Here is a 24,320-nt window from a genome sequence, read left to right as displayed (position 1 = left end):
CGATCGAGGAGGCCGTGCAGAAGGCGGCCCGCACGCGCTACGGCGCCGAGCACGACATCCGCGTGCACATCGACCCGAAGACCGGCGAGACCACGATCAAGCGGATCGTCACCGTCGTCCCGGACGACTACGGAACCGCAGAGGTCCCAGAGGGTGAAGAGCCGACCGAGGTCTTCAACGACTACGCCATGCGCCGGCTCTCCGACGCCAAGGCCAGCGATCCCTCCGCCGAGATCGGCACGACCTACGAGGAGGTCCTGCCGCCGTTCGAGTTCGGCCGGGTGCAGACTCAGATGGCCCGCCAGGTGGTCACGGGAAAGGTCCGGGAAGCCGAGCGCGAGCGTCAGTACGAGGAGTTCAAGGACCGGGTCGGCGAGATCGTCAACGGCGTGGCCAAGCGCGTCGAATACGGCAACGTCATCGTCGACCTCGGCCGCGGCGAAGGCATCATGCGGCGCGATCAGTCGATCCCGCGCGAGCAGTTCAACATCGGCGACCGCGTGCGCGCCTACATCTACGACGTCCGGCGCGAGACCAAAGGCCCGCAGATCATGCTGAGCCGCGCCCACGGCGGCTTCATGGCCAAGCTGTTCGCCCAGGAAGTGCCGGAGGTGTACGACGGCGTCATCGAAATCCGCGCCGTCGCCCGCGACCCGGGCAGCCGCGCCAAAATGGCGGTCGTCTCCAACGACTCGTCGATCGACCCCGTCGGCGCCTGCGTCGGCATGCGCGGCTCGCGCGTGCAGGCGGTGGTCGCCGAACTGCAGGGCGAGAAGATCGACATCATCCAGTGGAACAGCGACGAGCCGACCTTCATCGTCAACGCCCTGGCGCCCGCTGAAGTGTCCAAGGTCGTGCTCGATGAAGAAGCGGACCGGGTCGAGGTGGTGGTGCCGGACGAACAGCTGTCGCTGGCCATCGGCCGCCGCGGCCAGAACGTCCGTCTCGCCTCGCAGCTGACCGGCTGGCAGATCGACATCATCACCGAGTCGCAGGACTCGGAGCGTCGCCAGCGCGAGTTCACCGAGCGCACCGCCCTGTTCCAGGAAGCCCTGGACGTCGACGAGGTCATCGCCCAGCTGCTGGTCACCGAAGGCTTCGCCACGGTCGAGGACCTGGCCTTCGTCGAGCCCTATGAAATCTCCGACATCGAAGGCTTCGACGAGGATACGGCTGAAGAGCTGCAGGCCCGCGCGCGCGACTTCCTCGACCGCCAGGCGGCCATTCTCGACGCCAGGCGCAAGGAGCTGGGCGTCGAGGACGGCGTGCTCGAAGTTCCGGGCGTCAGCCTGCAGATCGCCGTCGCCCTCGGCGAAGGCGGGGTGAAGACCGTCGAGGACCTGGCCGATCTGGCCACCGACGAAATCCGCGGCGGCTACGAGGTCAAGAACGGCGAACGGGTCAAGGTCCCGGGCGTGCTCGAGAGCTTCAACCTGGCCCAGGAAGAGGCCGAGATGCTGATCCTGCAGGCCCGCGTCGCGGCCGGCTGGATCGACGCCTCGGAACTGCCGCAGCCCGAGCCGGAGCCGGAATACGAGGACGAGGGCGAATACGACGCCGACGCCGTCTTCGCGCCCGCCGAGGGCGAGGAGGCGCCGCAGGCTGACGAAGACCTGGGCGACGAAGACGAGGTCCTCGCCGAGGACTCCGATCAGCCCGAAAACGCGTGATGGGAGACCGGGCCCTCCATGAGTCTGCGCGAAGCGACGATCGATAGGGAACGCCGGGACCTGGTGACGCACCAGGTCATGGACGAATCTCGCCTGATCCGCTTCGTCGCCGCTCCGGACGGCTCGGTCGCTCCCGACCTGGCGCGCAAGCTGCCGGGCCGCGGCCTGTGGGTCGCGGCCGACCGCGCCTCGGTCGAGGCGGCGGTGAAGAAGAACCTGTTCTCGCGCGCGGCCAAAGCCCCCCTGAAGCCCGCCGCCGACCTGTCCGGACTGGTCGAAAGCCTGCTGTTCCGGCGCTGTCTGGACCAGCTGGGGCTTGCCCGGCGCGAGGGCGTGCTTATCTCTGGCTTCGAAAAGGCGGCCGCCGCGATCCGTTCCGGCAAGGCCGCATGGATCGTCGAGGCCGCCGACGGGTCGGCCGACGGACGGGGCAAGCTGCTTTCCCTGGCGAAACACCAGCAACCGCCCCCGAAAGTCTGCGGCGCCTTCACGGCGGACGATTTGAGTTTGGCCCTCGGGCTGGAAAATGCGATACACGCCGTCCTGCTTGAGGGCGGGCGGGCCGATCGCTGGACCTTCGAGGTCGAACGACTGGCGGGATTTCGACCGCTTCTGCCCCCGGAGTGGGGCGAGAGGCCGGCTGAGGACCCGGACAAGGATTTGAGCGGGCGGGGTTCTGCTCCCTAGGGGGCAGGGCGCCGCGCGACTTTTTGTGTTTGAACGAGACGAGGACGGATCTCCCGCCCTCCCGAGTAAAGCGACCGGATGACTGACGAGAACGACAAGACCAACGACGGCCCGCAGACCCCGACCGGGACTCCGTCCCAGACGGGACCGCGCGCGCCGCTGAGCCTGAAGCCCCGGCAGGCGGGATCGGTTTCGACCGGCACCGTGCGCCAGAGCTTCAGCCACGGCCGCACCAAGACCGTGGTGGTCGAGACCAAGCGCCGCGTCGGCGCAGTCCCCGGGCATCAGCGCCCGCAGGGCTTCGACGTCGCGCGTCCGAAGACCGAGGCGCCCGCCGCCCCGCGTCCGGCCGCCCCCTCCCGCGAAGCCGGCGGCCTGTCCGCGTCCGAGCAGGAGGCGCGCCGTCGCGCCATCGAACTGGCCACCCGCCAGCAGGCCGAGCGCGAACGCGCCGCCGCCGAGGAACGCGCCCGCCGAGACGCCGCCGCCCGCGAGCAGGCCGCCGCCGCCGACAAGGCCGCCAACGCCGCCCAGGCCGAGGCCGCCGCGGCCCGCGCCGCCGCCGAAGCCGCCCGCGCCGAAGCCGCCAAGCTGACCGCCGCCGCTCCCGCCAAGGCGCCGGCGAAGGCCGCCGCCAAGCCGGCTGCGCCCGCGCCCGAGCCGACACCCGCTCCGACGCCGGCGCCCGCGCCGACCGAGGCCGCCGCGCCTCCGGCCCGTCCGGCTCCGCCGGCGCGCCCGGTGGTCAATTTCGGCCAGCGCGCGCCCAAGCCGCAGGCCCCCGGCCGCGCCGCGGCGGAGCGTCCCGCCTTCGGCGGCCGCTCGGCCCGCGAAGCCGCCATGGGCGGCGGCGAACGCAACTACGCCGAACGTCCGCAGGCCGCCGGCCGCCCGCAGGGCGGCGCCGCCCGTCCGGCCGAGCCGGTCCGCTATTCGGCCCTCAATCCGCGTCCGGCTCCCGGCGCTGCCCGTCCCGGCGGCGCGCGCACCGGCCCCGGCGGCCGTCAGGCTCCGAACGCCCCGCCCGCGACGCCCGACGTCGCCCGTCCCGTCCGCGCCGGCTTCGGCCGCCCCGCGGGGTCGAAGGCCGAGGAGGATCGCGACAAGCGCTTCTCGGACGCCGGTCCGGGCAAGGCCGTCAGCCGCACCCGCGGCGAACCCAAGCGCCGTGAAGGCCGTCTGACCATCCAGGCCGTGGCCGGCGGCGACGAGGACGCCGCCGAACGGATGCGCTCGCTCGCCTCGGTGCGCCGGGCCCGCGAACGCGAGAAGGAAAAGCGCAAGGGCGGCTCGACCGACGCGCCGAACCGTCCGCGCGAGGTGGTCATCCCCGACGTCATCACCGTGCAGGAACTGTCCAACAGGATGGCCGTGCGCGGCGTCGACATCATCAAATTCCTGATGCGTCAGGGCCTGATGATGAAGATCAACGACGTCATCGACACCGACACGGCCGAACTGGTCGCCGACGAGTTCGGCATGGCCGTCAAGCGCGTCTCGGAGTCCGACATCGAGACCGGCTTCCTGTCCGACGCCGTCGACGACGAGGCGACCACGCCGCGCGCGCCGGTGGTGGCCATCATGGGACACGTCGACCACGGCAAGACCTCGCTGCTCGACGCGCTGCGCACCACGGACGTGGCGGCGGGCGAGGCCGGCGGCATCACCCAGCACATCGGCGCCTATCAGGTGCGTCTGGAAAGCGGCGACCGCGTCACCTTCCTCGACACGCCGGGCCACGCGGCGTTCAGCGCCATGCGCGCGCGCGGCGCCAATGTGACGGACATCGTGGTGCTGGTCGTGGCCGCCGACGACGGCGTCATGCCGCAGACCATCGAGGCCATCCAGCACGCCAAGGCGGCCAACGCCCCGATCATCGTGGCGGTCAACAAGGTCGACAAGCCGGACGCCAATCCGCAGAAGGTCGTCAACGAGCTGCTGCAGTACGAGGTCATCGCCGAAAGCCTGGGCGGCGACACCCAGATCATCGAGGTCTCCGCCAAGGAGCGCACCAACCTCAACGGTCTGATCGACGCCATCCTGCTGCAGGCCGAGGTCATGGACCTGAAGGCCGATCCGGAACGCACCTCGGAAGGCGTGGTCATCGAGGCCAAGCTGGACAAGGGCCGCGGCCCGGTCGCCACCGTGCTGGTCAAGCGCGGCACCCTGAAGCGCGGCGACATCGTCGTGGCCGGCTCGGCCTGGGGCAAGGTCCGCGCCCTGCTCGACGAGCGCAACGCCCAGCTGACCGAGGCCGGTCCGTCGGTTCCGGTCGAGATCCTCGGCCTCGACGAGGCGCCGTCTCCGGGCGAGCCCTACGCCGTGGTCGAGAGCGAGGCCCGCGCCCGCGAGCTGACCGAGTACCGCGCCCGCGTGAAGCGCGAGAAGGCCACCGGCGGCGTCAACCAGGTCTCGCTGGTCGACATGATGTCGAAGCTGCAGTCCAAGAAGGTCTCGGAACTGCCCGTGGTCATCAAGGCCGACGTGCAGGGATCGGCCGAGGCCATCGTCGGCTCGCTCGACAAGATGGGCAACGAGGAGGTCCGCGCGCGCACCGTCATGTCGGGCGCCGGCGGCATCACCGAGAGCGACGTGCAGCTGGCCAAGTCGGCCGGGGCGCCGATCCTCGGCTTCAACGTCCGCGCCTCGAAACAGGCCCGCGACCTGGCCGAGCGCGAGGGGGTGGAGATCCGCTACTACGCGATCATCTACGACCTGCTCGACGACATGAAGGGCGTGCTCTCGGGCATGCTGGCGCCGCTGCAACGCGAAACCTTCCTGGGCAACGCCCAGGTGCTGCAGGTCTTCGACATCTCCAAGACCGGCAAGATCGCCGGTTGCCGGGTCGCCGAGGGCGTGGTCCGCAAGGGCGCCAAGGTCCGCATCATCCGCGACGACGTGGTGGTGCTGGAGCTGGGCACCCTCACGACGCTCAAGCGCTTCAAGGACGAGGTCAACGAGGTCCCGTCGGGCCAGGAATGCGGCATGCATTTCCAGGGCTTCCAGGACATCAAGGCCGGCGACTTCATCGAGTGCTTCACGGTCGAAGAGATCAAGCGCACGCTGGACTAGGAGAACGGCGGCGCGCCCGCGCCGCCGTTTCGCCTTATCCTTCACGGATCAACGCCCCATGCGCCGCATCCTGATCCCCGTTCTCGCCCTGGTCTCCGTCGCCGGACCGGCCGCGGCCGAGACCCGCTACCTTGCGTTTGACGCCGCCGATCGGGTCACCCAGGCGCTGACCCGCGGCGTGACGCTGGAGGCGGACCGGGGCCTGTTCGGCGCCATCAGCGTGCGGCGGATCATCTCCACCTCGCAGCGCGGCGCGGCCGACATCCGCCGCGGCGGCCCGGACGCGGTGCGCCGCGCCCTGCCGGCGGGGGCGACGGAAAGCGCCATCTACCACGTCTCGCCGGACGGCGACGGCCGCGGCCTGTCGCGCGCCCTGTGCCCGGGCTCGGACGACGTCTGGCTGGTCGCGGGACAGGTCCGGCTGGGGCGGCCGCTGACCCTGCAGGCCGTCGGACGCTGGCCGGACGGGGCCTACCGCCACTGCGTCCAGCTGTCCTATTCGTGGCGCGGCGAGTGGTTGATGCCGCCCGCCCAGCCGCTCGACGACTCCGGCGCCCCTGTGGGGGGATAGGCGTTCACCTCGCCGCCGACCCTCGCTAGGGTTGCGGCCATGACTGCCGCGACGGCCCGTTCACAGACCGCGCTGAAACGCCTCGCCGGCGCGCTGTCGTTCGTCTGCCTGGTGCTGTTCCTGCTGGCCATCGAGCAGCGCCAGACCGTGGCCGCCTGGGAGGCGATACGCCACGAGGCCGCGCCGGCCGCCGACCGGATTGTCGCCTGGGCCGGGCGTCTGCCCGCGGCGACCGCCGACGCCTTCGAGGGGGTCAAGGCCGCGGCCCGGGGCGAGAGCCGGCCGGTCGCCGCCCGGCGCGGATCGGACGCCGTGCTCAGCGGTGAGTACGGCCCCGCCGACGTGGCGACGCGCGAAGCCGCCGGCTCCCTGACCTTCGTCGCCGCCGAACTGCGCTTCGAGACCGGCGAGCGCCTGCGCACCCGGCCGCTGCGCATCGCCTTCGGCCGCGACGCCTTCACCCCGGGCCAGACCTTCGCCGCGCGGCTGAACGCCCCTGCCGACGCCCAGATCGAGCTGCGCGAGGTGGTCGCCCCCGTCCGGGGCCGGGCCGCGGCGCCGATCAGCCTGTGCGGCGGCGAGCCGGCGCATGCGGCGGCCCTGCTGCATCGCGGATCGCGCGTCGACCTGATGCTGTTCCGCACCCCCACGATCGGGCCGGACACGCCGCCGTCGGCGCTGTGCGGCGTGTGGAGCTTCACCGCCCGATGAAACGGCCGAAACGACAGAGGACGCGCACCGGGCTCGGCCCGATCGCCGCCGCCGCCCTCGTCGGCGTGATCGCGGCGCTGTGCAGCTGGACCACGCCGGGCGATCCGGCCCTGTGGCGCGCCGGCCCGGGAGCGCCGGGGATCGAACTGCACCTCCTCGACAACGGCTTCCACACCGATCTGGCGGTTCCGCGCGCGGTGCTGGAGGCCCGGCCGGGACCGCTGGCGGGGGCGGTGCGAGCCCTGCCGCCCGGCGACTGGATCCTGATCGGCTGGGGCGACGCCAAGTTCTACGTCGACCAGAGCCCGATGGAGGGCCGCCTGCCGGACGGGCTGCGGGCCTTCTTCCGGCCGGGCAATCCCTCGGTGATCATGCTCGACCCGGCCCAGCGCGATCCGCGCGCCCTGTTCGCGGAGGACGGCCGCCGCAGCTTCCGCCTGACCCCCGCCGGCTTCGAGGCCATGGCCGCCCACGTCGAGGCGTCGCTCGACCTGTCGTCGGGAGGACCCCGCATCGCCGCCGCCCGGACCGGGGATGACGCCCGCTTCTTCGCCAGCCGGGAGACCTTCTCGATCGCCCACCTGTGCAATCACTGGACGGCGGGCGTGCTCCATGCCGCGGGCCTGCCGGTGCGCCCGTTCCGCTCCATCGTCTCGTCCGAGCTGCTGGCCGCCATCGACCGGGCCGAACTGGACACCGCCGCCCCACGCGCCTAGACCGCCGGGCTTCGCTTGCCCGTGCCGGGTCCGAACCCCGGCGGGCGATCAGGAGCCACCCCATGAGCACCCGCAAACCCAATCCGAAGGCCGGCACCGTCAGCCAGCGCCAGCTGCGCGCGGCCGAGCTGATCCGCCACGCCCTCGTCGACGTCCTGCGCGAGGAGGACATCCACGATCCGGCCCTCAAGGAGGTGTCGGTGACGGTCACCGAGGTGCGCCTGTCGCCGGACCTGAAGCACGCCACCTGTTTCGTCGAGCCGCTGGGCGCCGGCGTCGACAGCGCCCCCGTCGCCGGCCACGTCGACGAGATCATCAAGGCGCTGAACGCCCATGCGAAATTCCTGCGCGGCGTGCTGGGGCGGCGCATCGACATGCGCTTCACCCCCGACCTGCGCTTCCGCCACGACGAGAGCTTCGCGGCGGCCGAGCGGCTGAACCGCCTGCTCGACGACCCGCGGGTTCAGGCGGATATCGCCAAGCCCGACGCCGACGATCTCTGATGGGCCGCCGCAGGAAGGGAGACGTCGTCAATGGCTGGGTCTGCCTCGACAAGCCGCTGGAGATGGGGTCGACGGACGCCGTGTCGAAGATCCGGCGGCTGTTCAATGCCCAGAAGGCGGGGCACGCCGGGACGTTGGACCCCTTGGCCTCGGGCATCCTGCCGATCGCGCTCGGCGAGGCAACCAAGACCGTGCCTTTCATGATGGATGCCGAGAAGGTCTATCGCTTCACCATCAACTGGGGCGTCTCGACCGACAGCCTCGACCGCGAGGGCGAGATCACGGACTGCTCCGATGTGCGGCCGTCGGTGGAGGCGGTGCGCGCCGCGCTGCCCGCCTTCGTCGGCGAAATCGATCAGGTGCCGCCGCAGTATTCCGCCATCAAGGTCGACGGCCAGCGCGCCTATGACCTGGCCCGGGACGGCGTGGAATTCGAGCTGGCGACACGGCGGGTGACCATCCGCGAGGCGGCGGTGACGGATGCGCCCGACGCCGACCATGTCGAGATCACCATGCGGACCGGCAAGGGCGTCTATGTGCGCTCGCTGGCCCGCGACCTGGCGGCGGCGCTGGGGGCCGAGGGGCACGTTTCGGCCCTTCGCCGCGAGCGGGTCGGACCGTTCTCGACGGAAAACGCCGTATCGCTGGATTTCCTGACCGATCTGGTGCATAGGGACGCCGCCTCGGAAGGCTTGCTTCCCGTCGCGACCGCCCTGGACGACATCCCGGAGCTGGCCGTGACGGATCAAGACGCCTTCTCGCTTCGGCAGGGACGGCCGATCGTTCTGCTCCCCAGACAGGTCGAAACGTTGAAGAGCCGCCTTCGGGAGGGCTCCAGAACCGTTTCAGCCTTTCAGGGCCAGACCCTCGTCGCTCTCGGTCAGTTGCGGGCCGGTCGCTTTGAACCCGACCGCGTATTCAACCTCCAATAAGGAGTTACCCGATGTCGATTACTGCTGAACGCAAGCACGAAGTCATCGCCGACAACGCCCGCAGCGAAGCGGACACCGGTTCGGCCGAGGTCCAGGTCGCGATCCTTTCGGAACGCATCGCCAACCTCACCGAGCACTTCAAGACCCACAAGAAGGACAACCACTCGCGCCGGGGCCTGCTCAAGATGGTCTCGCAGCGCCGTCGCCTTCTTGACCACCTGAACAAGGTCGATCGCGAGCGCTACACGGCGCTGATCACCAAGCTGAACCTGCGCCGCTAAGGGGCGCCGGACGACGCGGAAGAGTTTTTTCGAGGCGCGGGCCATGTCCGCGCCTCGTTCCGCATCCAGAACCAACCGCGCGCCGCGGCAGTTTCCGGCGCAGACGCGAGGGCTGAAACCGGTCCTCAACCACTCCCGGACGGTTCGCGATGGCGCGGCCGTTCATGGACCGAAGGACTGAACGCCCGACGCTCCACCCACTGATGGGACCCCGCGCGGAATCCGCCCGCGGGATACGAAAGACGAAACATGTTCGATATCAAACGCAAGACGATCGAGTGGGCCGGACGCCCGCTGACGCTGGAAACGGGCCGCATCGCCCGTCAGGCCGACGGCGCCGTGCTGGCGACCTACGGCGAGACCGTGGTCCTGGCCACCGTCGTCTACGGCCGCGCGCCCAAGCCGGGCCTGGACTTCTTCCCGCTGACCGTCAACTACCAGGAAAAGACCTTCGCCGCCGGCAAGATTCCGGGCGGCTATTTCAAGCGTGAAGGCCGTCCGACCGAGAAGGAGACCCTCGTCTCCCGCCTGATCGATCGCCCGATCCGCCCGCTGTTCGTCAAGGGCTTCAAGAACGAGACCCAGGTCATCGTCACCGTCCTCCAGCACGACATGGAGAACGACCCGGACGTGCTCGGCATGATCGCCGCCTCGGCCGCCCTGACCATTTCGGGCGTGCCCTTCATGGGCCCGATCGGCTCGGCCCGCGTCGGCTACATCGAGGGCGAGCTGGTCCTCAACCCGACCCTCGACCAGATGCCCGAGAGCGAGCTCGACCTCGTCGTCGCCGGCACCCAGGACGCCCTGATGATGGTCGAATCCGAGGCCAAGGAGCTGTCGGAAGAGATCATGCTGAACGCCCTGATGTTCGCGCATCGCGGCATGCAGCCGGTGATCGACGCGATCATCGACCTGGCCGAACACGCCGCCAAGGAGCCGTTCGACTTCCAGGCCGACGACGTTTCGGACGTGGTCGCCTCGATCCAGTCGCTGGTTGGCGAGGACATCAAGGCCGCCTACACCCACGTGGGCAAATACGACCGCCGCTCGGGCGTCGACGTGGCCAAGAAGAAGGCCGCCGAGAAGCTGGTGAAGACCGAAGAGAACCCGGACGGCGTCGACGCCTCCAAATTCTCCACGGCCTTCAAGGAATGCGAAGCCCACGTCCTGCGCCGCGACATCATCGAGAACGGCCATCGCGTCGACGGCCGCGCCCTCGACAAGGTCCGTCCGATCGTCTCGGAGGTCGGCGTCTTCCCGCGCACCCACGGCTCGGCCCTGTTCACCCGCGGTGAGACCCAGGCCATCGTCGTCGCCACGCTGGGCACCGGCGAGGACGAGCAGTACGTCGACGCCCTGAGCGGGACGTACAAGGAGAAATTCCTGCTCCACTACAACTTCCCTCCCTATTCGGTCGGCGAGACCGGACGGATGGGCGGCGCGGGCCGTCGGGAAATCGGTCACGGCAAACTGGCCTGGCGGGCGATCCGTCCGATGCTGCCGTCGTCGGAAGAGTTCCCCTACACCATCCGTCTGGTGTCGGAGATCACCGAGTCCAACGGCTCCTCGTCAATGGCCACGGTCTGCGGTTCGTCGCTGGCCCTGATGGACGCCGGCGTGCCGCTGAAGCGTCCGGTCTCCGGCATCGCCATGGGCCTGATCCTCGAGCCCTCGGGCGAGTTCGCCATCCTGTCCGACATCCTGGGTGACGAAGATCACCTCGGCGACATGGACTTCAAGGTGGCCGGCACGCGCGAAGGCATCACCAGCCTCCAGATGGACATCAAGGTCGCGGGCATCACCGAAGAGATCATGCGCAAGGCGATCGCCCAGGCTTCGGCCGGCCGCCTGCACATCCTCGACGAGATGGACAAGGCCATGGAGGCGCCGCGCGCCGAACTGGGCGAGTTCGCTCCGAAGATCGAGCAGATCAAGGTTCCGACCGACAAGATCCGCGACATCATCGGCACGGGCGGCAAGATCATCCGCGAGATCGTCGAAAAGACCGGCGCCAAGATCAACATCGAGGACGACGGCACCGTGAAGATCGCGGCGTCCGAGCAGGAGAAGATCGACGCGGCCAAGGCCTGGATCTCGTCGATCGTGTCCGAGCCCGAGCCCGGCATGATCTACTCCGGAAAGGTCGTGAAGGTCGTCGACTTCGGCGCCTTCGTGAACTTCTTCGGCGCCAAGGACGGCCTCGTCCACGTGTCGCAGATCTCGATGGAACGCGTCGCCAACCCCGCCGACGTCCTGACCGAAGGTCAGGACGTGAAGGTGAAATTCCTGGGCATGGACGACCGCGGCAAGACCAAACTGTCGATGAAGGTCGTCGATCAGGAAACCGGCGAGGACCTGACCGACAAGATCAACGCCGAGCGCGCCGAGCGTGGCGAGCCCCCGATGTCGGAAGACACCGGCGGCCGTCCGAAGCGTGAAGGCGGCGGTGATCGCGGCGGCGACCGCAGCCGCGGCCGTCGCCGGGACTAGGCTCCGGCGTCATCGCTGAAACGAAGAAGGCCCCGGCGGAAACGCCGGGGCTTTTTTCACGCCTTGCGGCGTCCTCCAGCCCGCAGCCCCACGCCCACGGCGAAGAGCAGGGCGAACCCCGCCACCAGCAGCGAATAGGCCAAGACAAGCAGGAGTTCGGCCCAGGACGGCGCCGTCACCTCGATCCCGACAGGGCCGACACCTCTGAGAGCGGCCTGGATGTTGATCCAGCCGTAGGCGGCGGCGAGCAGACCGAGCAGGACGGAGGCCGCCGCGGCCATTCGCAGGACCATCACCATCGGTCGCGCCGCCTCGCGCGCCAGCAGGCCAATGAGGCCGATGACGGGAACGGGAAGAGTCAGCAGCATGAGCAGGAGCATCACGAGCTTGGCGATGATGTCGGCGTCGAGGAACAGACCAGCCGGCGACGCACCCGGCGCATAGGTCGACAGGAGCCAGTTCATGGCAGTGAAAGCCGCCGTGAACGCCGCGGCGACGAGCGCCAACGCGATGAGATCGATCTTCATGCCTTCCCCCACCCAGCGCGGGGAGAGTGCCTGCCGGGGCCGGCGGCGGCAAGAACCGCTCAGCGCGGCGCGCGCTTGGCCAGGATGCGCTGCAGCGTCCGCCGGTGCATGCCGAGGCGGCGCGCGGTTTCCGAGACGTTGTGGTCGCACAGCTCGTAGACCCGCTGGATGTGCTCCCAGCGGACCCGGTCGGCGCTCATCGGATTCTCCGGCGGCTCCGGGGCCTCGCCGGTGGCCAGCAGGGCCTTGACCACGTCGTCGGCGTCGGCGGGCTTCTGCAGATAGTCGACCGCGCCGGCCTTGACCGCCGCCACGGCGGTGGCGATGGCGCCGTAGCCGGTCAGCATGACGATGCGGGCGTCCTCGCGCCGGTCGCGGATGGCCTCGACGACCTTGAGCCCGTTGCCGTCCTCCAGCCGCATGTCCAGCACGGCGAAGGCCGGAAGGGTGGTGCGCAGCGCCTCGCGGGCCTCGGCCACGGAGGCGGCGGTGGTCACCTCGAAGCCGCGGCTCTCCAGCGCGCGCCCCAGCCGGGTGCGCAGGGCGTTGTCGTCGTCGAGCAGCAGGAGGGTCCTGTCGGGCAGGGCGGCGATCCGGTCTTCGGTCTCGGGCATCGGCGGTCTCCTTGGCGCTGTGGTCGGTAACGGCGCGCCTGCGGTCAAGGTTCAGATAGGGGGTGCGACATCACGGCGAAACCTCCAGCGCGGGCCGGGGCCAGCGAATGGCGACGCGGGCCCCTCTGGGCTGGCCCTTCTGCGGAGTTGGGCCGCCATCGCCGGCCCCGACCGACACGCGGCCGCCGGTGCGTTCCAGCAGGGTGCGGGCGATGAAGAACCCCAGCCCCATGCCGCCCTGGCTGGGCGCGATCTTCTCCGCGGCCGGGGCGGCCTTTTCCTTCTTCCCCTTGCGGCCCGGCGCGGCGGCGGCGACAGAGGCGGCGATCTGGGCGGCGAGGGCGCGGCGCGCCTTGCCCTGCGGCCGGCTGGTCACATAGGGCTCGCCGAGGCGGGGCAGGATGTCGGGCGGGATGCCGGGGCCGTCGTCGACGACCTCGATCTCGATGAAGCCGGCGTCGACGAGGGCATGGACCCGCACCCGGCTGTTGGCGAAGTCGGCGGCGTTCTCGACCAGGGTCGACAGGCCATGCACCACCTCGGGCAGGCGGCGCACCCGGGGCGCGGCCTCGCCCGATGCGGTCCGCACCTCGACCTCGAAGGCCAGGTCGAAGCCGCGGTGCGGCTCAACGACCTCTTCCAGCAGGGCCTTGAGCCCGACCTCGGCGAAGGCGGCGTCGCCCTCCTCGGGCTGCTGGGACAGCTGTTTGAGGATGTCCCGGCAGCGTTCGGCCTGCTGCAGGATCAGGGCCGCGTCCTCGGCGGCGGCCGCGTTGCCGGAGGACTCGCGCAGCAGTTCGCGCGCCACGACCTGGATGGTGGCCAACGGCGTGCCCAGCTCGTGCGCCGCCGCCGCCGCCAGCCCGCCCAGCGCCGCCAGCCGCTGCTCGCGCTGCAGCACATCCTGGGTCGTGGCCAAGGCCAGTTCCAGCTTCTCGGCGTCGGCCGCCACCCGCCAGGCGTAGGCGGCCGTGAAGACCACGCCGGTGATCAGGGCCAAGCCGACGCCGAAGCGGTACAGCGGCGGCAGGTCCATCTCGGTCCCGGCCTGCCACGGCAGGGGCATGGAGAAGAAGAACAGGCCGACGGTGGCGGCGAGCACCAGCAGCCCCATCAACGCCGCCTGCCGGCCCGGCAGCGAGGCCGCCGCCACCGTCACCGGGGCGACCAGCAGCAGGCAGAACGGGTTCTGTAGCCCCCCGGTCAGGGCCAGCAGGGCCGACAGCTGCAGAATGTCGAAGCCGAGGTGGGCCGCCGTCAGCGTCCCGTCCGGGGCCGAGCCGTCGCTGCGCCTGAGCCGGGCGGTGGCGTTCAGGTTCATCGCCACGCTGGCGGCGATGACGGCGAGACAGCCCCACAGCGGCAGGCGGAAATGGAACCAGGCGGTGGCCACGGCCACCGTCGCGCTCTGGCCGGCGATGGCCATCCAGCGCAGGATCACCAGGGTGCGCAGCGACAGGCCGCGGCTGCGGCGCGGCAGGTTGCGCCAGCCGGCGAAACGGCCGCCGCCTTCCTCGATGAGGGACTGCGACGACAGGGGGTCTTGGGTCGGGCTCACCGCTCTTCTATAGACCAGCCGCGCCCGTGTGGCGCGTTCGCCCGGGGGTCGTGATGCCGCGTCGTTCCATCCTGCTGTTCGCCGCCGCGTGCGTCGCCATCGCCGCCGCCCTGATCGTGGTCACCCTGGTGGTCGTCAACCGCCCGGACCGCGGCCTGCAGCCGGGCGAAGTGGTCTCGACCGGACAGGCGGATATCGGCGGGCCGTTCCAGCTGGTCGACCACAACGGCCGCCCGGTGGACCAGACGATGCTGGAGGGCCGGTGGTCGCTGGTCTTCTTCGGCTTCACCTACTGCCCCGACTACTGCCCCACCACCCTGCAGGCGCTCGACGCCACGAAGCGGCGGCTGGGCGACAAGGGCCGGGACCTGCAAATCGTCTTCGTCAGCGTCGATCCGCAACGCGACACGCCGCAGGCGCTGAAGGATTATCTGTCGGCGGACGGCTTCCCCGAGGGGGCCATCGGCCTGACCGGCACGCCGGCGCAGGTCCGCGCCGCCGCCGACGCCTACAAGGTCTATTACGCCCGGTCGGGCGAGGGCGAGGACTACACCATGAACCACTCGCTGGGGGTCTATCTGATGGGGCCCGACGGCAGGTTCCGCACCACGGTCGCCGAGCAGCTTGGGCCCGAGAATTCCGCGCGGGTGATCGAGCAGGCCATGGCGCGGGGCTGAGTCCCCCCGGAACGGAACCTGCGCCGTTCACGACAAACTGATCGCCGATAATCTTTTTGCAGTGCGGCGCGTTCTATGCTGCCCTGCCATATAACGGCGGGGGCCGTCTCAGGACACGCATGCTGTATTCGCTTCACGAGCTCGCCTACGCCTCGGCGACGCCGTTCCGGTTCGGGGCCCAGATGGCCCGCCAGTTCTGGAGTTCACCGCTCAATCCGGCCGCCGACACCGCCCTGGGGCGGACGGCCTACGCCTCGGCCGAACTGTTCGAGAGCGTCACCCGCCGCTACGGCAAGCCCGACTGGCGTCTCGAGACGATCGAGATCGGCGACCGCAAGGTGCGCACCACCGAACAGGTGGTCTGGTCGTCCCCGTGGTGCCGGCTGGTGCGGTTCGCGCGTCACCTCGGCGACCTGAAGCGGGCCGGCAAGCCGGCGGCGGCCCCGGCGGTGCTGATCGTCGCGCCCCTGTCCGGCCACTACGCCACCCTGCTGCGCGGCACCGTCGAGGGCTTCCTGCAGGACCACGACGTCTATGTCACCGACTGGACCAACGCCCGCCAGGTCCCGATGTTGGAGGGGCGGTTCGACTTCTTCGACTATGTGGATCACGTGCGGACCATGCTGGGCGTGATCGGTCCGCGGGCTCACGTCGTCGGGGTGTGCCAGCCCGGACCGCCGGTGCTGGCCGCCTGCGCCCTGATGGCCGAGGACGGGGATCCCAACCGGCCCGCCTCGATGACCTTCATGGGTTCGCCGATCGATGCGCGGCTGTCGCCGACGGTGACCAACCAACTGGCGGAGGAGAAGCCCTTCACCTGGTTCAGGTCGAACATGATCCACACCGTGCCGTGGCCCTATCCGGGCTTCGGGCGGCGGGTCTATCCGGGCTTCGTCCAGCTCTACAGCTTCATGTCGATGAACGAGGACAAGCATATCGACGCCCACCGCCGCTATTTCCAGGACCTCGTCGCGGGCGACGGCGACGGAGCCCAGAAGCACGAGGAATTCTACGACGAATACCTCTCCGTGCTGGACCTCACCGAGGAATTCTACCTTCAGACCATCGACATCGTCTTCCAGCAGCACCTGCTGCCACGCGGCCTGCTGGAGCATCGCGGGCGCAAGGTCGACCTGACCAAGATCACGGACATCGGCCTGATGACCGTCGAGGGCGCCAAGGACGACATCTCGGGCGTCGGCCAGACCCAGGCGGCGCACACGCTGTGCACGGCCGTGCCGGATGACCGGCGCCTGCTCTACGTCCACCCCGAGGTCGGCCACTACGGCGTCTTCAACGGCCGCCGCTTCCGCGACGACATCTATCCGCGCGTGCGCGACTTCATCGCCCTCAACGAGGCCCTCAGTGCAGTACCGGAACGGCCAGCGGCTGCCGCCTGAGGCGGTCGGAGTCCCGGCCCGGCTGTCGGTCAATCCGCGCGCCCGGCGGCTGTCCATCCGCATCGACGCGCGCGCCGGAGAGGCGGTGCTGATCGCGCCGTCCGAGCGCGGCCTGGCGCAGGCCGTGGCCTTCGCCCGGAGCAAGGCCGGCTGGATGCGCGAACGGCTGGCGGCGCGGCCTCAGGGGACGCCGCTGGCGCCCGGCGGGACCGTCGCCCTGTTCGGCCGACCGGTCCGGCTCGCCGCCGCTGGCGGCGCGGGCGCGGCCCGCCTGACCGAGGACGCCGAGGGCCCGCTGATCGTCTCCGGCGGCGAGGGCGAGGCCTTCGCACGGCGCGTCGAGAACCTGTTCAAGCGGGTGGCGCGCGAGACGCTCCAGGCCCGCACCGACGTGCATCTGCGCGCCCTCGGCCTGCGGCCGGTCAGGATGTCGATCGCCGATCCGAAGTCGCGCTGGGGCTCGTGCAGCCCGCACAACCGCACCATCCGCTACAGCTGGCGGGTGATCATGGCCCCGCATGCGGTGATCGACTACCTCGCCGCCCACGAGGTGGCGCATCTGGTCCACGCCGACCACAGCCCGGCCTATTGGTCGGTGGTCCAGCGCCTGATCGGCGACCATCGCCCGCATCGCAAATGGCTGCGCGACCACGGGCCGGCGCTGCACGCGGTGGGGCGGTAGTCCCCGCCTAGAAGAACAGCGGATCGGCCTTCTTCTCCGGCGGCGGGGTCGGCTGCGGCTGCGGCTGCGGCGCGGGCTGTTCGCGCGGGGGCTGCGGCTGGGTCGGGCGCAGCACGGCCGGCGGGTCGCGGCGGGGCGCGGGTTCGCGCTGCGGCGGCGGCAGCGGCTCCAGCAGGCGTTCGTCCAGCGGATCGGCCTCGTCGCCGGGCGGGTTGTCGCCGAACAGGTCGCCGATGCGGCCGATCAGGCTCTCGACGGGGCTGGGCGGCTGCCAGCCCTCGGGCATCGGCGGCCCGTTGGGGATGGCCGGGGCGTTCAGGCGCGGCAGGGCCGCCTCCATGAAGCCGCGCCAGATCGCCGCCGGCGACGAGCCGCCGGTGACGCCGCGCATGGCGCTGTTGTCGTCCTTGCCGACCCAGACGGCGGTGACGAAACCGCCCGTGTAGCCGACGAACCAGGCGTCCTTGTAGTCCGAGGTGGTGCCGGTCTTGCCTGCCGTGTCGCGTCCCGCGATGGCCGCCGAGCGCCCCGTGCCCGAGGTCATGACCCCGCGCAGCATCTGGTTCATATAGTAGAGATACGGGTTCGAGATCGCCTGCACCGGCCCGGCCTCGCGGCTGGCGCGCTGGTAGATGATCCGGCCCTGAGGGGTGCGGATGCGGCTGATGCCATAGGCCCGGACCCGCTTGCCGCCGTTGGCGAAGGCGTCATAGGCCTGGGCCATGTCGATCGGCGACACCTCGACCGCGCCCAGCGCCATGGCCGGCTCCAGCCCGATGCGTGAGGTGATGCCGAGCCGACGCGCCGTGCGGGCGACGTTGTCGCGGCCGATCTGGTCGGCCATCGCCGCCGCCACCGTATTGGTCGACTGGGCCACGGCCTGGGCCATGGTCATCTCGCCGGCGTAGCCGCCGGAATAGTTGCGCGGAGACCAGTTGCCGATGCGGATCGGCTGGTCCATCACCCGCGTCTCCGGCGTGTAGCCGCTCTCCAGCGCGGTCAGATAGACGAACGGCTTCCACGCCGAACCCGCCTGGCGGCGCGCGTCGACGGCGCGGTTGAACTGGCTGTCGGCATAGGAGGCGCCGCCGATCATGGCGCGCACCCGGCCCTCGCCGTCCAGGGCGACCAGCGCGGCCTGCTGCACGCCCTTGGACCGGTCGCGGTCGAGGATGCGGCGCACCGCCCGCTCAGCCGAGGTCTGCAGGGTCAGGTCCAGCGTGGTCTCGACGATCATGTCCTCGGTCGGCTCGCCGACCAGTTCGCGGATCTGCTTGTCCAGCCAGTCGACGAAATACTGGGCATGCTGGCTGGCCAGGGTGCGCGACACGCGCACCGGCTCGGTCACCGCCTGGGCCCGCTGCTCGGCGGTGATCACCCCCGCATCGACCATCTCGTTCAGCACCACGGTGGCGCGCGTGGCGGCCCGTTCGCTCTCCGAGACCGGGGAATAGCGCGACGGGGCCTTCAGCAGGCCGGCCAGCAGGGCCGCCTCGCCGACGGTCAGAGTCTTGGCGCTCTTGTCGAAATAGCGCTGCGAGGCCGCCTCGATGCCGTAGGCGCCGGCGCCGAAATAGACCCGGTTCAGATAGAGGGCGAGAATCTCCTTCTTGGAGAATTTCATCTCCAGCCAGACCGCCAGCATCAGCTCCTGGACCTTGCGCTTCAGGTTCTGGTCCGGGCTGAGGAACAGGTTCTTGGCCAGCTGCTGGGTCAGGGTCGAGCCGCCCTGCACCACCCGCCCGGCCCGCATGTTCGCAGCGATGGCGCGGGTCATGCCGATCGGATCGAAGCCGGGGTGGTGGTAGAAGCGCCGGTCCTCGATGGCGATGAAGGCCGCCGGCACATAGTCGGGCAGGGCGTCGAGATCGGCCGGCGGTGCCTGCTGCGTCCCGCGCACCGCGATCAGCGCCCCGTTGCGGTCGAGGTAGGTGATCGAGGGCTGGCGATCGACATTGTAGAGGGTCGAGGTGTCGGGCAGGTCGCGGGCGAAGACGGCGAAGAAAACCACCAGGAAGATGACGCCCCAGATGGCCAGCACGGAGCCCCAGTAGATCAGCCGCTGCACCGGCGTGCGCGCCGGTTTCGGCCCGCTGCCGCCGCCGCGCCCGAAGCTGAAGCCGGAACCCGCCATCGAAACCTCATCCTGTCCGAACAGCGGTCTTAGCCGTTCACCGGACGCACGCAAACGCCCCTCACGTCGTCACGAGACCGTGAGGACCATTTCCGCCGAAAGCATGGCCTGCGGCCGGCCTATTCTAAAAACGCGTTCACCTCGGCGGCGAACACCGCGGGCTGATCCAGCATGATGAAATGGGCGCTGTCGTCGATCCGCTTCAGCGTCGCGCCGGGCAGGGTGGCGAACGAGGCGCGGTAGATGCCGTCGGTGATCTCGGGCGTCATCCGGGCGTCGTTGAACTTGACGTAGAGCACCGTGGTCGGGGCGGTGATGTTGGCCAGCTCCGGCCGCAGGTCTGTGACGACCAGTTCGCGAAAGGCCGAGGCGGCCACCTTCTGGTCGGTCGTGGCTCCCGCTTCCAGCGGCCCCGCGCGCTGGGATTCGGTGTTGATCATGCTGGTGATGCTGGCGCTCGATTCCGCCAGCCATTGCTCGCGCGGTGAGTTGGCCATGCCCTGGTAGATCATGTCGCCCATCGGCGCGACGCTTTCGGGCGTGGCGTTGCCGCCGCCGAACATGGCCCCCATGAACGGGATCATGTCGACAACCATCAGCTTGCCGACGGCCTCCGGGTGGCGCGCGGCCAGCATCATGCCGATGGATCCGCCCATGGAGTGGCCGATCACGGCGGGCTTATCGAGGCCCTGTTCGGCGATGTAGCGGGCGATGTCCTCGGCGACCGGGGCGGAGACCGGCCCCTCGGCATTGGCCTCGGCCGGCGCGCCGGCGAAGCCCTGGACGTGGATGCGGTGGACGCGATAGCGGCCCTTCAGCTCCTCGGTCAGCATGTCCCAGACCTCGGGCGAGGAGGACAGGCCGGGGATCAGGATGACATCGCCGACCGGATGCTCAGGGCCATCGACGCGGACATGGAAGCGGCCGGACTCGAAGTCGGCGTGGTGATGACCGTGATCGGCGGACCGGGCGTGGCCCGCGGCCGGGTCGTGCGCCCCATGGGCGTCCTGGGCGAAGGCGGGGGTGGTCAGGGCGGCGGCGGCCATCAGGGCCATAAGGGTGGACTTCATCGGCGGTTCCTCTTGAGCTTCGGGGCCTGAATATGACATATGCTTTACAGTGTAAAGTGCTTTTCATATCCAAACATGCGGCGGCTGGCGGGGAGGCCGGGCTCGCGCCTAGAATAGCAGACATGACGCCTCCCGATACCGCCCCTGTCGACGCGCCCGCCGGCGCGAAAGCCGCCGCGCCCGCCCCCTTCGGCAAGGGGTTCGTGCTGGATGCCTGGTATTTCGTCGCCCTGTCGCGCGACGTGGCGCCGGCCTCGCTGAAGCGGCACGAGCTGCTGGGCGAGCCCGTCCTGATCGGCCGCACGCGCGCGGGTCAGGTCTATGCCATGCGCGACATCTGCCCCCATCGCGCCGCGCCGCTGTCGGCCGGGCGGCTGGTCGAGAAGCCGGGCGAGGGCGAGACCATCGAGTGCTGCTACCACGGCTGGCGCTTCCGGCCCGATGGCGTCTGCGCCGCCATCCCGTCGCTGGTCGAGGACCAGGCCTATGAGGCCGGGCGCATCCGCGTGCGGTCGTATCCGGTGCGCGAGAGCCAGGGCATGGTCTTCGTCTGGGTCGCCTCCGACCCGCGCAATCCGTCCGAGCCGGACCATGAGCCGCCGGTCTTCCCCGGCGTCGTCGGCGGCGGGACCAAACTGGTCGAGTCGATGGATTTCGAGGCCCACATCGACCACGCCGTCGTCGGCCTGATGGACCCGGCCCACGGCCCCTACGTGCATCAGCAGTGGTGGTGGCGGTCCGAACATTCGATGCACGAGAAGGCCAAGGCGTTCGAGCCGCGCGAACTGGGCTTCGCCATGGTGCGCCACGCGCCGTCGTCGAACAGCCGGGCCTACAGGATCCTGGGGGGCGCGCCCGCGACGGAGATCAGCTTCCGCCTGCCCGGCTATCGCTGGGAGCATATCCAGGTCGGCGAGAAACAGGTTCTGGCCCTGACCTGCCTGACGCCCCGCTCGGACAACCGGACCACGATCACGCAGATCTTCTGGTCCGACCACTGGGTGTTCAACATCGCCAAGCCCTTCCTGCGCATGGGCGTGGTCGCGTTCCTGAAGCAGGACGGCGGCATGGTGAACCTGCAGAACGAGGGCCTGCGCTACGACCCGGCCCTGATCTGGATCGACGACGCCGACAAACAGGCCAAATGGTACCAGCAGCTCAAGCGGGAATGGGGCAAGAGCCGGGCCGAGGGCCGGGCGTTCCAGAACCCGGTCAAGCCGGCGACGCTGCGCTGGAAAAGCTGAAGGCCGCGGCGGATGCCGCGGCCTTCAAATTTCTCGACGATCCGACCGTCTCGACTACTGCCGCGAGATCGCTCCGGCGAGGATCACGTCGACCTGCTTGCCCATGCGCTCGGTCAGCTGGGCCGTGGTCCAGCCGTCGTAGGCGGCGCGGCGGTAGTTGGCGAGGAAGGCGTCGTAGATCAGCTCGGCGAGCAGGCGCACATCGGCGTCCTGGCGCAGTTCGCCCTCGCGCACCCCGGCCTGCAGCGTATCGGTGACGACCGACAGGATCGGCTTGATGGCGTCGCGGGTGCGCATCTCGGCGGCGACCGGCTGGAACCACGAGCGGGCGATCACGGCCTGGACCAGCGGCAGCTGCTCCAGCGAGCCGTGGTAGCCGGCGCCGAGGGCGGACAGCAGGCGGGCGCGGGTCGAGCCCTCGGAGGCCGCGGCCGCCTTCATGGTCTCGGCCAGCTTGACCAGGTCCGTCGACAGGACCGCTTCGAACAGCTCGGCCTTGTCCTGGAAATTGGCAAAGACGGCGCCGGTCGACATGCCCGCGCCCTTGGCGATGTCGCGGATGGTGGCGGGCTCGTAGCCGCGCTCGGCGAACAGCTGGCGGGCGGCGTCCAGAACCTTCTGGCGGGTGCGGACCTTGGCGGCCTGGCGACGGTTCAGCCGGGGGGTCTCGGTCTCGGAATCGGATGGGGTGGCAGACAGGGCGATATCTCGCATGAAACGGGTACTCGACTAAACGGCGGCTGAGGCGCGCCATCGAAAACTTGACCGCCGAAGCGATGGGGAGGAGGCGGACGCGATGCCGTGCGCCCGCCGGGAGTCGCCTTCCGACGACAGGGGCAGTCATCATGCAACGATGACCAAAATGGGGTGCGGAGATTAACGCGGCGATGACCGCTGCGGTTAACGCCGCGACATCTTGACCGGGTCAGCTTCGCCGCGTCGAATGCAGGGCGCGGACCCGGCGCTTGCGGCCGGGGCCCTCCGGCATGGCCTGCTGGAACAGGGCCCGGAAACGGTCGCGACGTTCGTGGATCGAGGCGAGCACCAGCCCCATCGGCACGCCCAGATCGACCAGGGTGTTCTCGGCCAGCTGCAGCGCCGCCTCGGTGGTCTCGGGCACCGCGTCGGTGACCCCGAGGTGGTAGAGCCGCTCGGCGTGGCGCTCGTCGCGGGCGCGGGCGATCAGGATCAGGTCGGGCCGCAGGCCGCGCGCCGTGCGCACCACCTCGTCGACCTTGGCCGGGGCGTCCATGGTCACCACCACGGCCCGGGCCGTGTCGACGCCGCACAGCTGCAGCATCTCGGCCCGTCCGGCGTCGCCGTAGAAGACGTTGGCTCCCTCGGCCCGGCCCCTGGCCACGGTCGAGGCGTTGGCGTCCACCGCCAGATAAGACTGGCCGTGCTCGGCCAGCATCTCGCCGACCAGCCGCCCGACTCGCCCGAAGCCGACGATCAGCACCTGGTTGTCGGCGGCGACCGGCTCCAGCGCGTCGGAGGGCAGGTCGGGCGCGGCCTGGGCGACCCGCGTCAGCCGGTCGGCGATCAGCGCCATCAGCGGGATGGTGAAGATGCTGATCGTCGCCGCCAGCATCACGGTGCGGGTGAAGTCCGGCGAGGCGATGCCCTCGACCATGCCGGCCCCGAGAATGACGAAGGCGAACTCCCCCGCGGGGCCGAGGACCAGCGCCGTCTCGATGGCGGTGCGGTTCTTCACCCCCCACAGCCGCGCCGCGCCATAGATCAGCCCGGCCTTCAGCAGGGTCAGGACGAGGGCCAAGCCGAACACCCCGGCCGGGTCCGCCGCCACCGCGTCGAGGTCGAGGCCGATGCCGACGCCGACGAAGAACACCCCCAGCAGCAGGCCCTTGAACGGCTCGATCGACAGCTCGACCTCGCGCCGGAACTCGGTCTCGGCCAGCAGCAGGCCGGCGACCAGGGCGCCGAGGCTCATCGACAGCCCCGCCGCCTGCGCCGCCAGGCCGGCGCCGACCACGACCAGCAGGCTGGCGGCGACGAACATCTCCTGCCCTTGGCCGCGCGCCTTGGCCTTGGCCACGGAGCGGAACATCGGCCGCAGCACCAGCCGCCCCAGCACCACGATCAGGGCCAGGCCGACCGCGGCGGGGACGAGAGTCAGCAGCGCCGGCCTCAGCACCGACGGATCGAACTCGCCCGCCGGCGTCGCCCCCGCCAGGGCCGCGGCGGCCATGACCGTGACCGTGATCAGGATCGGGGCCACGGCGAGGTCCTGGGCCAGCAGGATGGAGAAGGTGGTCCGGCCCGACGCGCCGCCCAGCCGGCCGCGCTCGGCCATCACCGGCATGACCACCGCGGTCGACGACAGGGCGAAGCCCATGCCCAGCACCGCCGCAGAGACGAGCGTCTGCCCCATGACCATGAACAGGCCTGCCAGCACCACCGTGCAGACGGCGACCTGGGTCAGGCCGAGGCCGAAGACCAGCTTGCGCATCGACTTGAGCCGTTCCCACGACAGCTCCAGCCCGATCATGAACAGCAGGAAGGCGACGCCGAGCTCGGACAGCGAGCGGATTTGGCCGGCGTCGGAAATGGTCAGCCACGATAGCCACGGGGCGGTGTCGGCCAGCCGCGCCAGCCCGTCCGGCCCCAGCAGCACGCCGGCGGCGAGGAAGCCCAGAATCGGACTGATCTTGAGCCGGTTGAACAGCGGGACCATAACGCCCGCCGCGGCCAGGAAGACCACCAGATCCTTGTATTCGCCGCCCGAACCGCCGTGAACCGTCATTCGCCCTCCGATGGTTC

21 protein-coding genes are annotated in these 24,320 nt (G+C 70.3%); 14 read left to right on the top strand and 7 right to left on the bottom strand.

What is annotated here, in order from left to right; translation table 11 throughout:
- The 10 genes from nusA to pnp all read left to right on the top strand — a co-directional run.
- The coding region (gene nusA / locus VEA98_RS05575; protein WP_324811567.1) for a transcription termination factor NusA at positions 1 to 1,670 on the top strand (1,670 nt) is incomplete at its 5' end.
- Between the two features lie 18 nt (positions 1,671 to 1,688).
- Positions 1,689 to 2,357 (top strand): RNA-binding protein, encoded by a 669-nt coding sequence (locus VEA98_RS05570; protein ID WP_324811565.1) that lies wholly within the window; start codon positions 1,689 to 1,691, stop codon positions 2,355 to 2,357.
- 78 nt (positions 2,358 to 2,435) lie between these two features.
- Complete coding sequence (infB, locus tag VEA98_RS05565) at positions 2,436 to 5,429, top strand: translation initiation factor IF-2 (protein WP_324811563.1); 2,994 nt, start codon at positions 2,436 to 2,438, stop codon at positions 5,427 to 5,429.
- Between the two features lie 58 nt (positions 5,430 to 5,487).
- Complete coding sequence (locus VEA98_RS05560; RefSeq protein WP_324811561.1) at positions 5,488 to 6,000, top strand: hypothetical protein; 513 nt, start codon at positions 5,488 to 5,490, stop codon at positions 5,998 to 6,000.
- Between the two features lie 39 nt (positions 6,001 to 6,039).
- Positions 6,040 to 6,711 carry a hypothetical protein gene (locus VEA98_RS05555; protein WP_324811559.1) on the top strand — a complete coding sequence of 224 codons (672 nt, stop codon included), beginning with the start codon at positions 6,040 to 6,042 and terminating at the stop codon, positions 6,709 to 6,711.
- Complete coding sequence (locus tag VEA98_RS05550; protein ID WP_324811557.1) at positions 6,708 to 7,427, top strand: DUF2459 domain-containing protein; 720 nt, start codon at positions 6,708 to 6,710, stop codon at positions 7,425 to 7,427. The genes VEA98_RS05555 and VEA98_RS05550 overlap by 4 nt, the downstream gene beginning before the upstream one ends.
- Positions 7,428 to 7,489: 62 nt before the next feature.
- Positions 7,490 to 7,930, top strand: a complete 441-nt coding sequence (gene rbfA, locus VEA98_RS05545; protein ID WP_324811555.1) for a 30S ribosome-binding factor RbfA — start codon at positions 7,490 to 7,492, stop codon at positions 7,928 to 7,930.
- A complete protein-coding gene (gene truB, locus VEA98_RS05540; RefSeq protein ID WP_324811553.1) occupies positions 7,930 to 8,862 on the top strand; it encodes a tRNA pseudouridine(55) synthase TruB in 933 nt (310 codons plus the stop codon). Before rbfA ends, truB begins: the two co-directional genes overlap by 1 nt.
- Before the next feature lie 11 nt (positions 8,863 to 8,873).
- Positions 8,874 to 9,143, top strand: a complete 270-nt coding sequence (gene rpsO, locus VEA98_RS05535; protein WP_324811551.1) for a 30S ribosomal protein S15 — start codon at positions 8,874 to 8,876, stop codon at positions 9,141 to 9,143.
- A gap of 249 nt (positions 9,144 to 9,392) precedes the next feature.
- Positions 9,393 to 11,633, top strand: a complete 2,241-nt coding sequence (pnp, locus tag VEA98_RS05530) for a polyribonucleotide nucleotidyltransferase (protein WP_324811548.1) — start codon at positions 9,393 to 9,395, stop codon at positions 11,631 to 11,633.
- A 56-nt stretch (positions 11,634 to 11,689) separates the two neighbouring features.
- Here pnp and VEA98_RS05525 read toward each other — a convergent pair whose 3' ends face one another.
- From VEA98_RS05525 to VEA98_RS05515, 3 genes are all read right to left on the bottom strand, one after another.
- The gene (locus VEA98_RS05525) at positions 11,690 to 12,160 is read right to left on the bottom strand and encodes a hypothetical protein (protein WP_324811546.1); all 471 of its coding nucleotides are present in this window, start codon (positions 12,158 to 12,160) and stop codon (positions 11,690 to 11,692) included.
- 59 nt (positions 12,161 to 12,219) lie between these two features.
- Positions 12,220 to 12,774 (bottom strand): ActR/PrrA/RegA family redox response regulator transcription factor, encoded by a 555-nt coding sequence (locus VEA98_RS05520; protein ID WP_324811544.1) that lies wholly within the window; start codon positions 12,772 to 12,774, stop codon positions 12,220 to 12,222.
- A 70-nt stretch (positions 12,775 to 12,844) separates the two neighbouring features.
- The gene (locus VEA98_RS05515; protein WP_324811542.1) at positions 12,845 to 14,332 is read right to left on the bottom strand and encodes an ActS/PrrB/RegB family redox-sensitive histidine kinase; all 1,488 of its coding nucleotides are present in this window, start codon (positions 14,330 to 14,332) and stop codon (positions 12,845 to 12,847) included.
- A gap of 53 nt (positions 14,333 to 14,385) precedes the next feature.
- On the opposite strand from VEA98_RS05515, the gene VEA98_RS05510 reads away from it, so the two are divergent.
- From VEA98_RS05510 to VEA98_RS05500, 3 genes are all read left to right on the top strand, one after another.
- Positions 14,386 to 15,009 (top strand): SCO family protein, encoded by a 624-nt coding sequence (locus VEA98_RS05510; protein WP_324811540.1) that lies wholly within the window; start codon positions 14,386 to 14,388, stop codon positions 15,007 to 15,009.
- 119 nt (positions 15,010 to 15,128) lie between these two features.
- The gene (locus tag VEA98_RS05505) at positions 15,129 to 16,409 is read left to right on the top strand and encodes a polyhydroxyalkanoate depolymerase (protein WP_324811538.1); all 1,281 of its coding nucleotides are present in this window, start codon (positions 15,129 to 15,131) and stop codon (positions 16,407 to 16,409) included.
- A complete protein-coding gene (locus VEA98_RS05500) occupies positions 16,375 to 17,091 on the top strand; it encodes a SprT family zinc-dependent metalloprotease (RefSeq protein WP_324811536.1) in 717 nt (238 codons plus the stop codon). The genes VEA98_RS05505 and VEA98_RS05500 overlap by 35 nt, the downstream gene beginning before the upstream one ends.
- A gap of 7 nt (positions 17,092 to 17,098) precedes the next feature.
- Here the strand turns inward: VEA98_RS05500 and VEA98_RS05495 are convergent, their stop codons facing one another.
- Together VEA98_RS05495 and VEA98_RS05490 are read right to left on the bottom strand one after the other, a co-directional pair.
- Entirely contained in the window at positions 17,099 to 19,225 is a 2,127-nt protein-coding gene (locus VEA98_RS05495) for a PBP1A family penicillin-binding protein (RefSeq protein WP_324811534.1), read from the bottom strand.
- 119 nt (positions 19,226 to 19,344) lie between these two features.
- On the bottom strand, positions 19,345 to 20,295 hold the full coding sequence (locus tag VEA98_RS05490) for an alpha/beta hydrolase (RefSeq protein ID WP_324811532.1): 951 nt from the start codon (positions 20,293 to 20,295) through the stop codon (positions 19,345 to 19,347).
- 122 nt (positions 20,296 to 20,417) lie between these two features.
- On the opposite strand from VEA98_RS05490, the gene VEA98_RS05485 reads away from it, so the two are divergent.
- Positions 20,418 to 21,539, top strand: a complete 1,122-nt coding sequence (locus tag VEA98_RS05485; protein WP_324811530.1) for an aromatic ring-hydroxylating dioxygenase subunit alpha — start codon at positions 20,418 to 20,420, stop codon at positions 21,537 to 21,539.
- A 54-nt stretch (positions 21,540 to 21,593) separates the two neighbouring features.
- Here VEA98_RS05485 and VEA98_RS05480 read toward each other — a convergent pair whose 3' ends face one another.
- Positions 21,594 to 22,253 (bottom strand): TetR/AcrR family transcriptional regulator, encoded by a 660-nt coding sequence (locus tag VEA98_RS05480; protein ID WP_324811528.1) that lies wholly within the window; start codon positions 22,251 to 22,253, stop codon positions 21,594 to 21,596.
- A gap of 211 nt (positions 22,254 to 22,464) precedes the next feature.
- A complete protein-coding gene (locus tag VEA98_RS05475) occupies positions 22,465 to 24,303 on the bottom strand; it encodes a cation:proton antiporter (RefSeq protein ID WP_324811527.1) in 1,839 nt (612 codons plus the stop codon).
- Positions 24,304 to 24,320: the final 17 nt, after the last annotated feature.

This window comes from Brevundimonas sp. (assembly GCF_035627055.1).
In the GTDB taxonomy this organism is placed as follows: domain Bacteria; phylum Pseudomonadota; class Alphaproteobacteria; order Caulobacterales; family Caulobacteraceae; genus Brevundimonas.
The sequence above is the reverse complement of the archived record's forward strand: the minus strand, read 5'-3'. Positions and strand labels throughout refer to the sequence as shown.

What these genes read in the sequence shown, in the direction of transcription:
- VEA98_RS05490 (WP_324811532.1), bottom strand. Translation starts at nt 20,295, where the DNA reads ATGAAGTCCACCCTTATGGCCCTGATGGCCGCCGCCGCCCTGACCACC.
- VEA98_RS05485 (WP_324811530.1), top strand. Translation starts at nt 20,418, where the DNA reads ATGACGCCTCCCGATACCGCCCCTGTCGACGCGCCCGCCGGCGCGAAA.
- VEA98_RS05505 (WP_324811538.1), top strand. Translation starts at nt 15,129, where the DNA reads ATGCTGTATTCGCTTCACGAGCTCGCCTACGCCTCGGCGACGCCGTTC.
- pnp (WP_324811548.1), top strand. Translation starts at nt 9,393, where the DNA reads ATGTTCGATATCAAACGCAAGACGATCGAGTGGGCCGGACGCCCGCTG.
- infB (WP_324811563.1), top strand. Translation starts at nt 2,436, where the DNA reads ATGACTGACGAGAACGACAAGACCAACGACGGCCCGCAGACCCCGACC.
- VEA98_RS05480 (WP_324811528.1), bottom strand. Translation starts at nt 22,253, where the DNA reads ATGCGAGATATCGCCCTGTCTGCCACCCCATCCGATTCCGAGACCGAG.
- VEA98_RS05560 (WP_324811561.1), top strand. Translation starts at nt 5,488, where the DNA reads ATGCGCCGCATCCTGATCCCCGTTCTCGCCCTGGTCTCCGTCGCCGGA.
- truB (WP_324811553.1), top strand. Translation starts at nt 7,930, where the DNA reads ATGGGCCGCCGCAGGAAGGGAGACGTCGTCAATGGCTGGGTCTGCCTC.
- VEA98_RS05475 (WP_324811527.1), bottom strand. Translation starts at nt 24,303, where the DNA reads ATGACGGTTCACGGCGGTTCGGGCGGCGAATACAAGGATCTGGTGGTC.
- rbfA (WP_324811555.1), top strand. Translation starts at nt 7,490, where the DNA reads ATGAGCACCCGCAAACCCAATCCGAAGGCCGGCACCGTCAGCCAGCGC.
- VEA98_RS05520 (WP_324811544.1), bottom strand. Translation starts at nt 12,774, where the DNA reads ATGCCCGAGACCGAAGACCGGATCGCCGCCCTGCCCGACAGGACCCTC.
- VEA98_RS05570 (WP_324811565.1), top strand. Translation starts at nt 1,689, where the DNA reads ATGAGTCTGCGCGAAGCGACGATCGATAGGGAACGCCGGGACCTGGTG.
- VEA98_RS05525 (WP_324811546.1), bottom strand. Translation starts at nt 12,160, where the DNA reads ATGAAGATCGATCTCATCGCGTTGGCGCTCGTCGCCGCGGCGTTCACG.
- VEA98_RS05555 (WP_324811559.1), top strand. Translation starts at nt 6,040, where the DNA reads ATGACTGCCGCGACGGCCCGTTCACAGACCGCGCTGAAACGCCTCGCC.
- rpsO (WP_324811551.1), top strand. Translation starts at nt 8,874, where the DNA reads ATGTCGATTACTGCTGAACGCAAGCACGAAGTCATCGCCGACAACGCC.
- VEA98_RS05510 (WP_324811540.1), top strand. Translation starts at nt 14,386, where the DNA reads ATGCCGCGTCGTTCCATCCTGCTGTTCGCCGCCGCGTGCGTCGCCATC.
- VEA98_RS05495 (WP_324811534.1), bottom strand. Translation starts at nt 19,225, where the DNA reads ATGGCGGGTTCCGGCTTCAGCTTCGGGCGCGGCGGCGGCAGCGGGCCG.
- VEA98_RS05550 (WP_324811557.1), top strand. Translation starts at nt 6,708, where the DNA reads ATGAAACGGCCGAAACGACAGAGGACGCGCACCGGGCTCGGCCCGATC.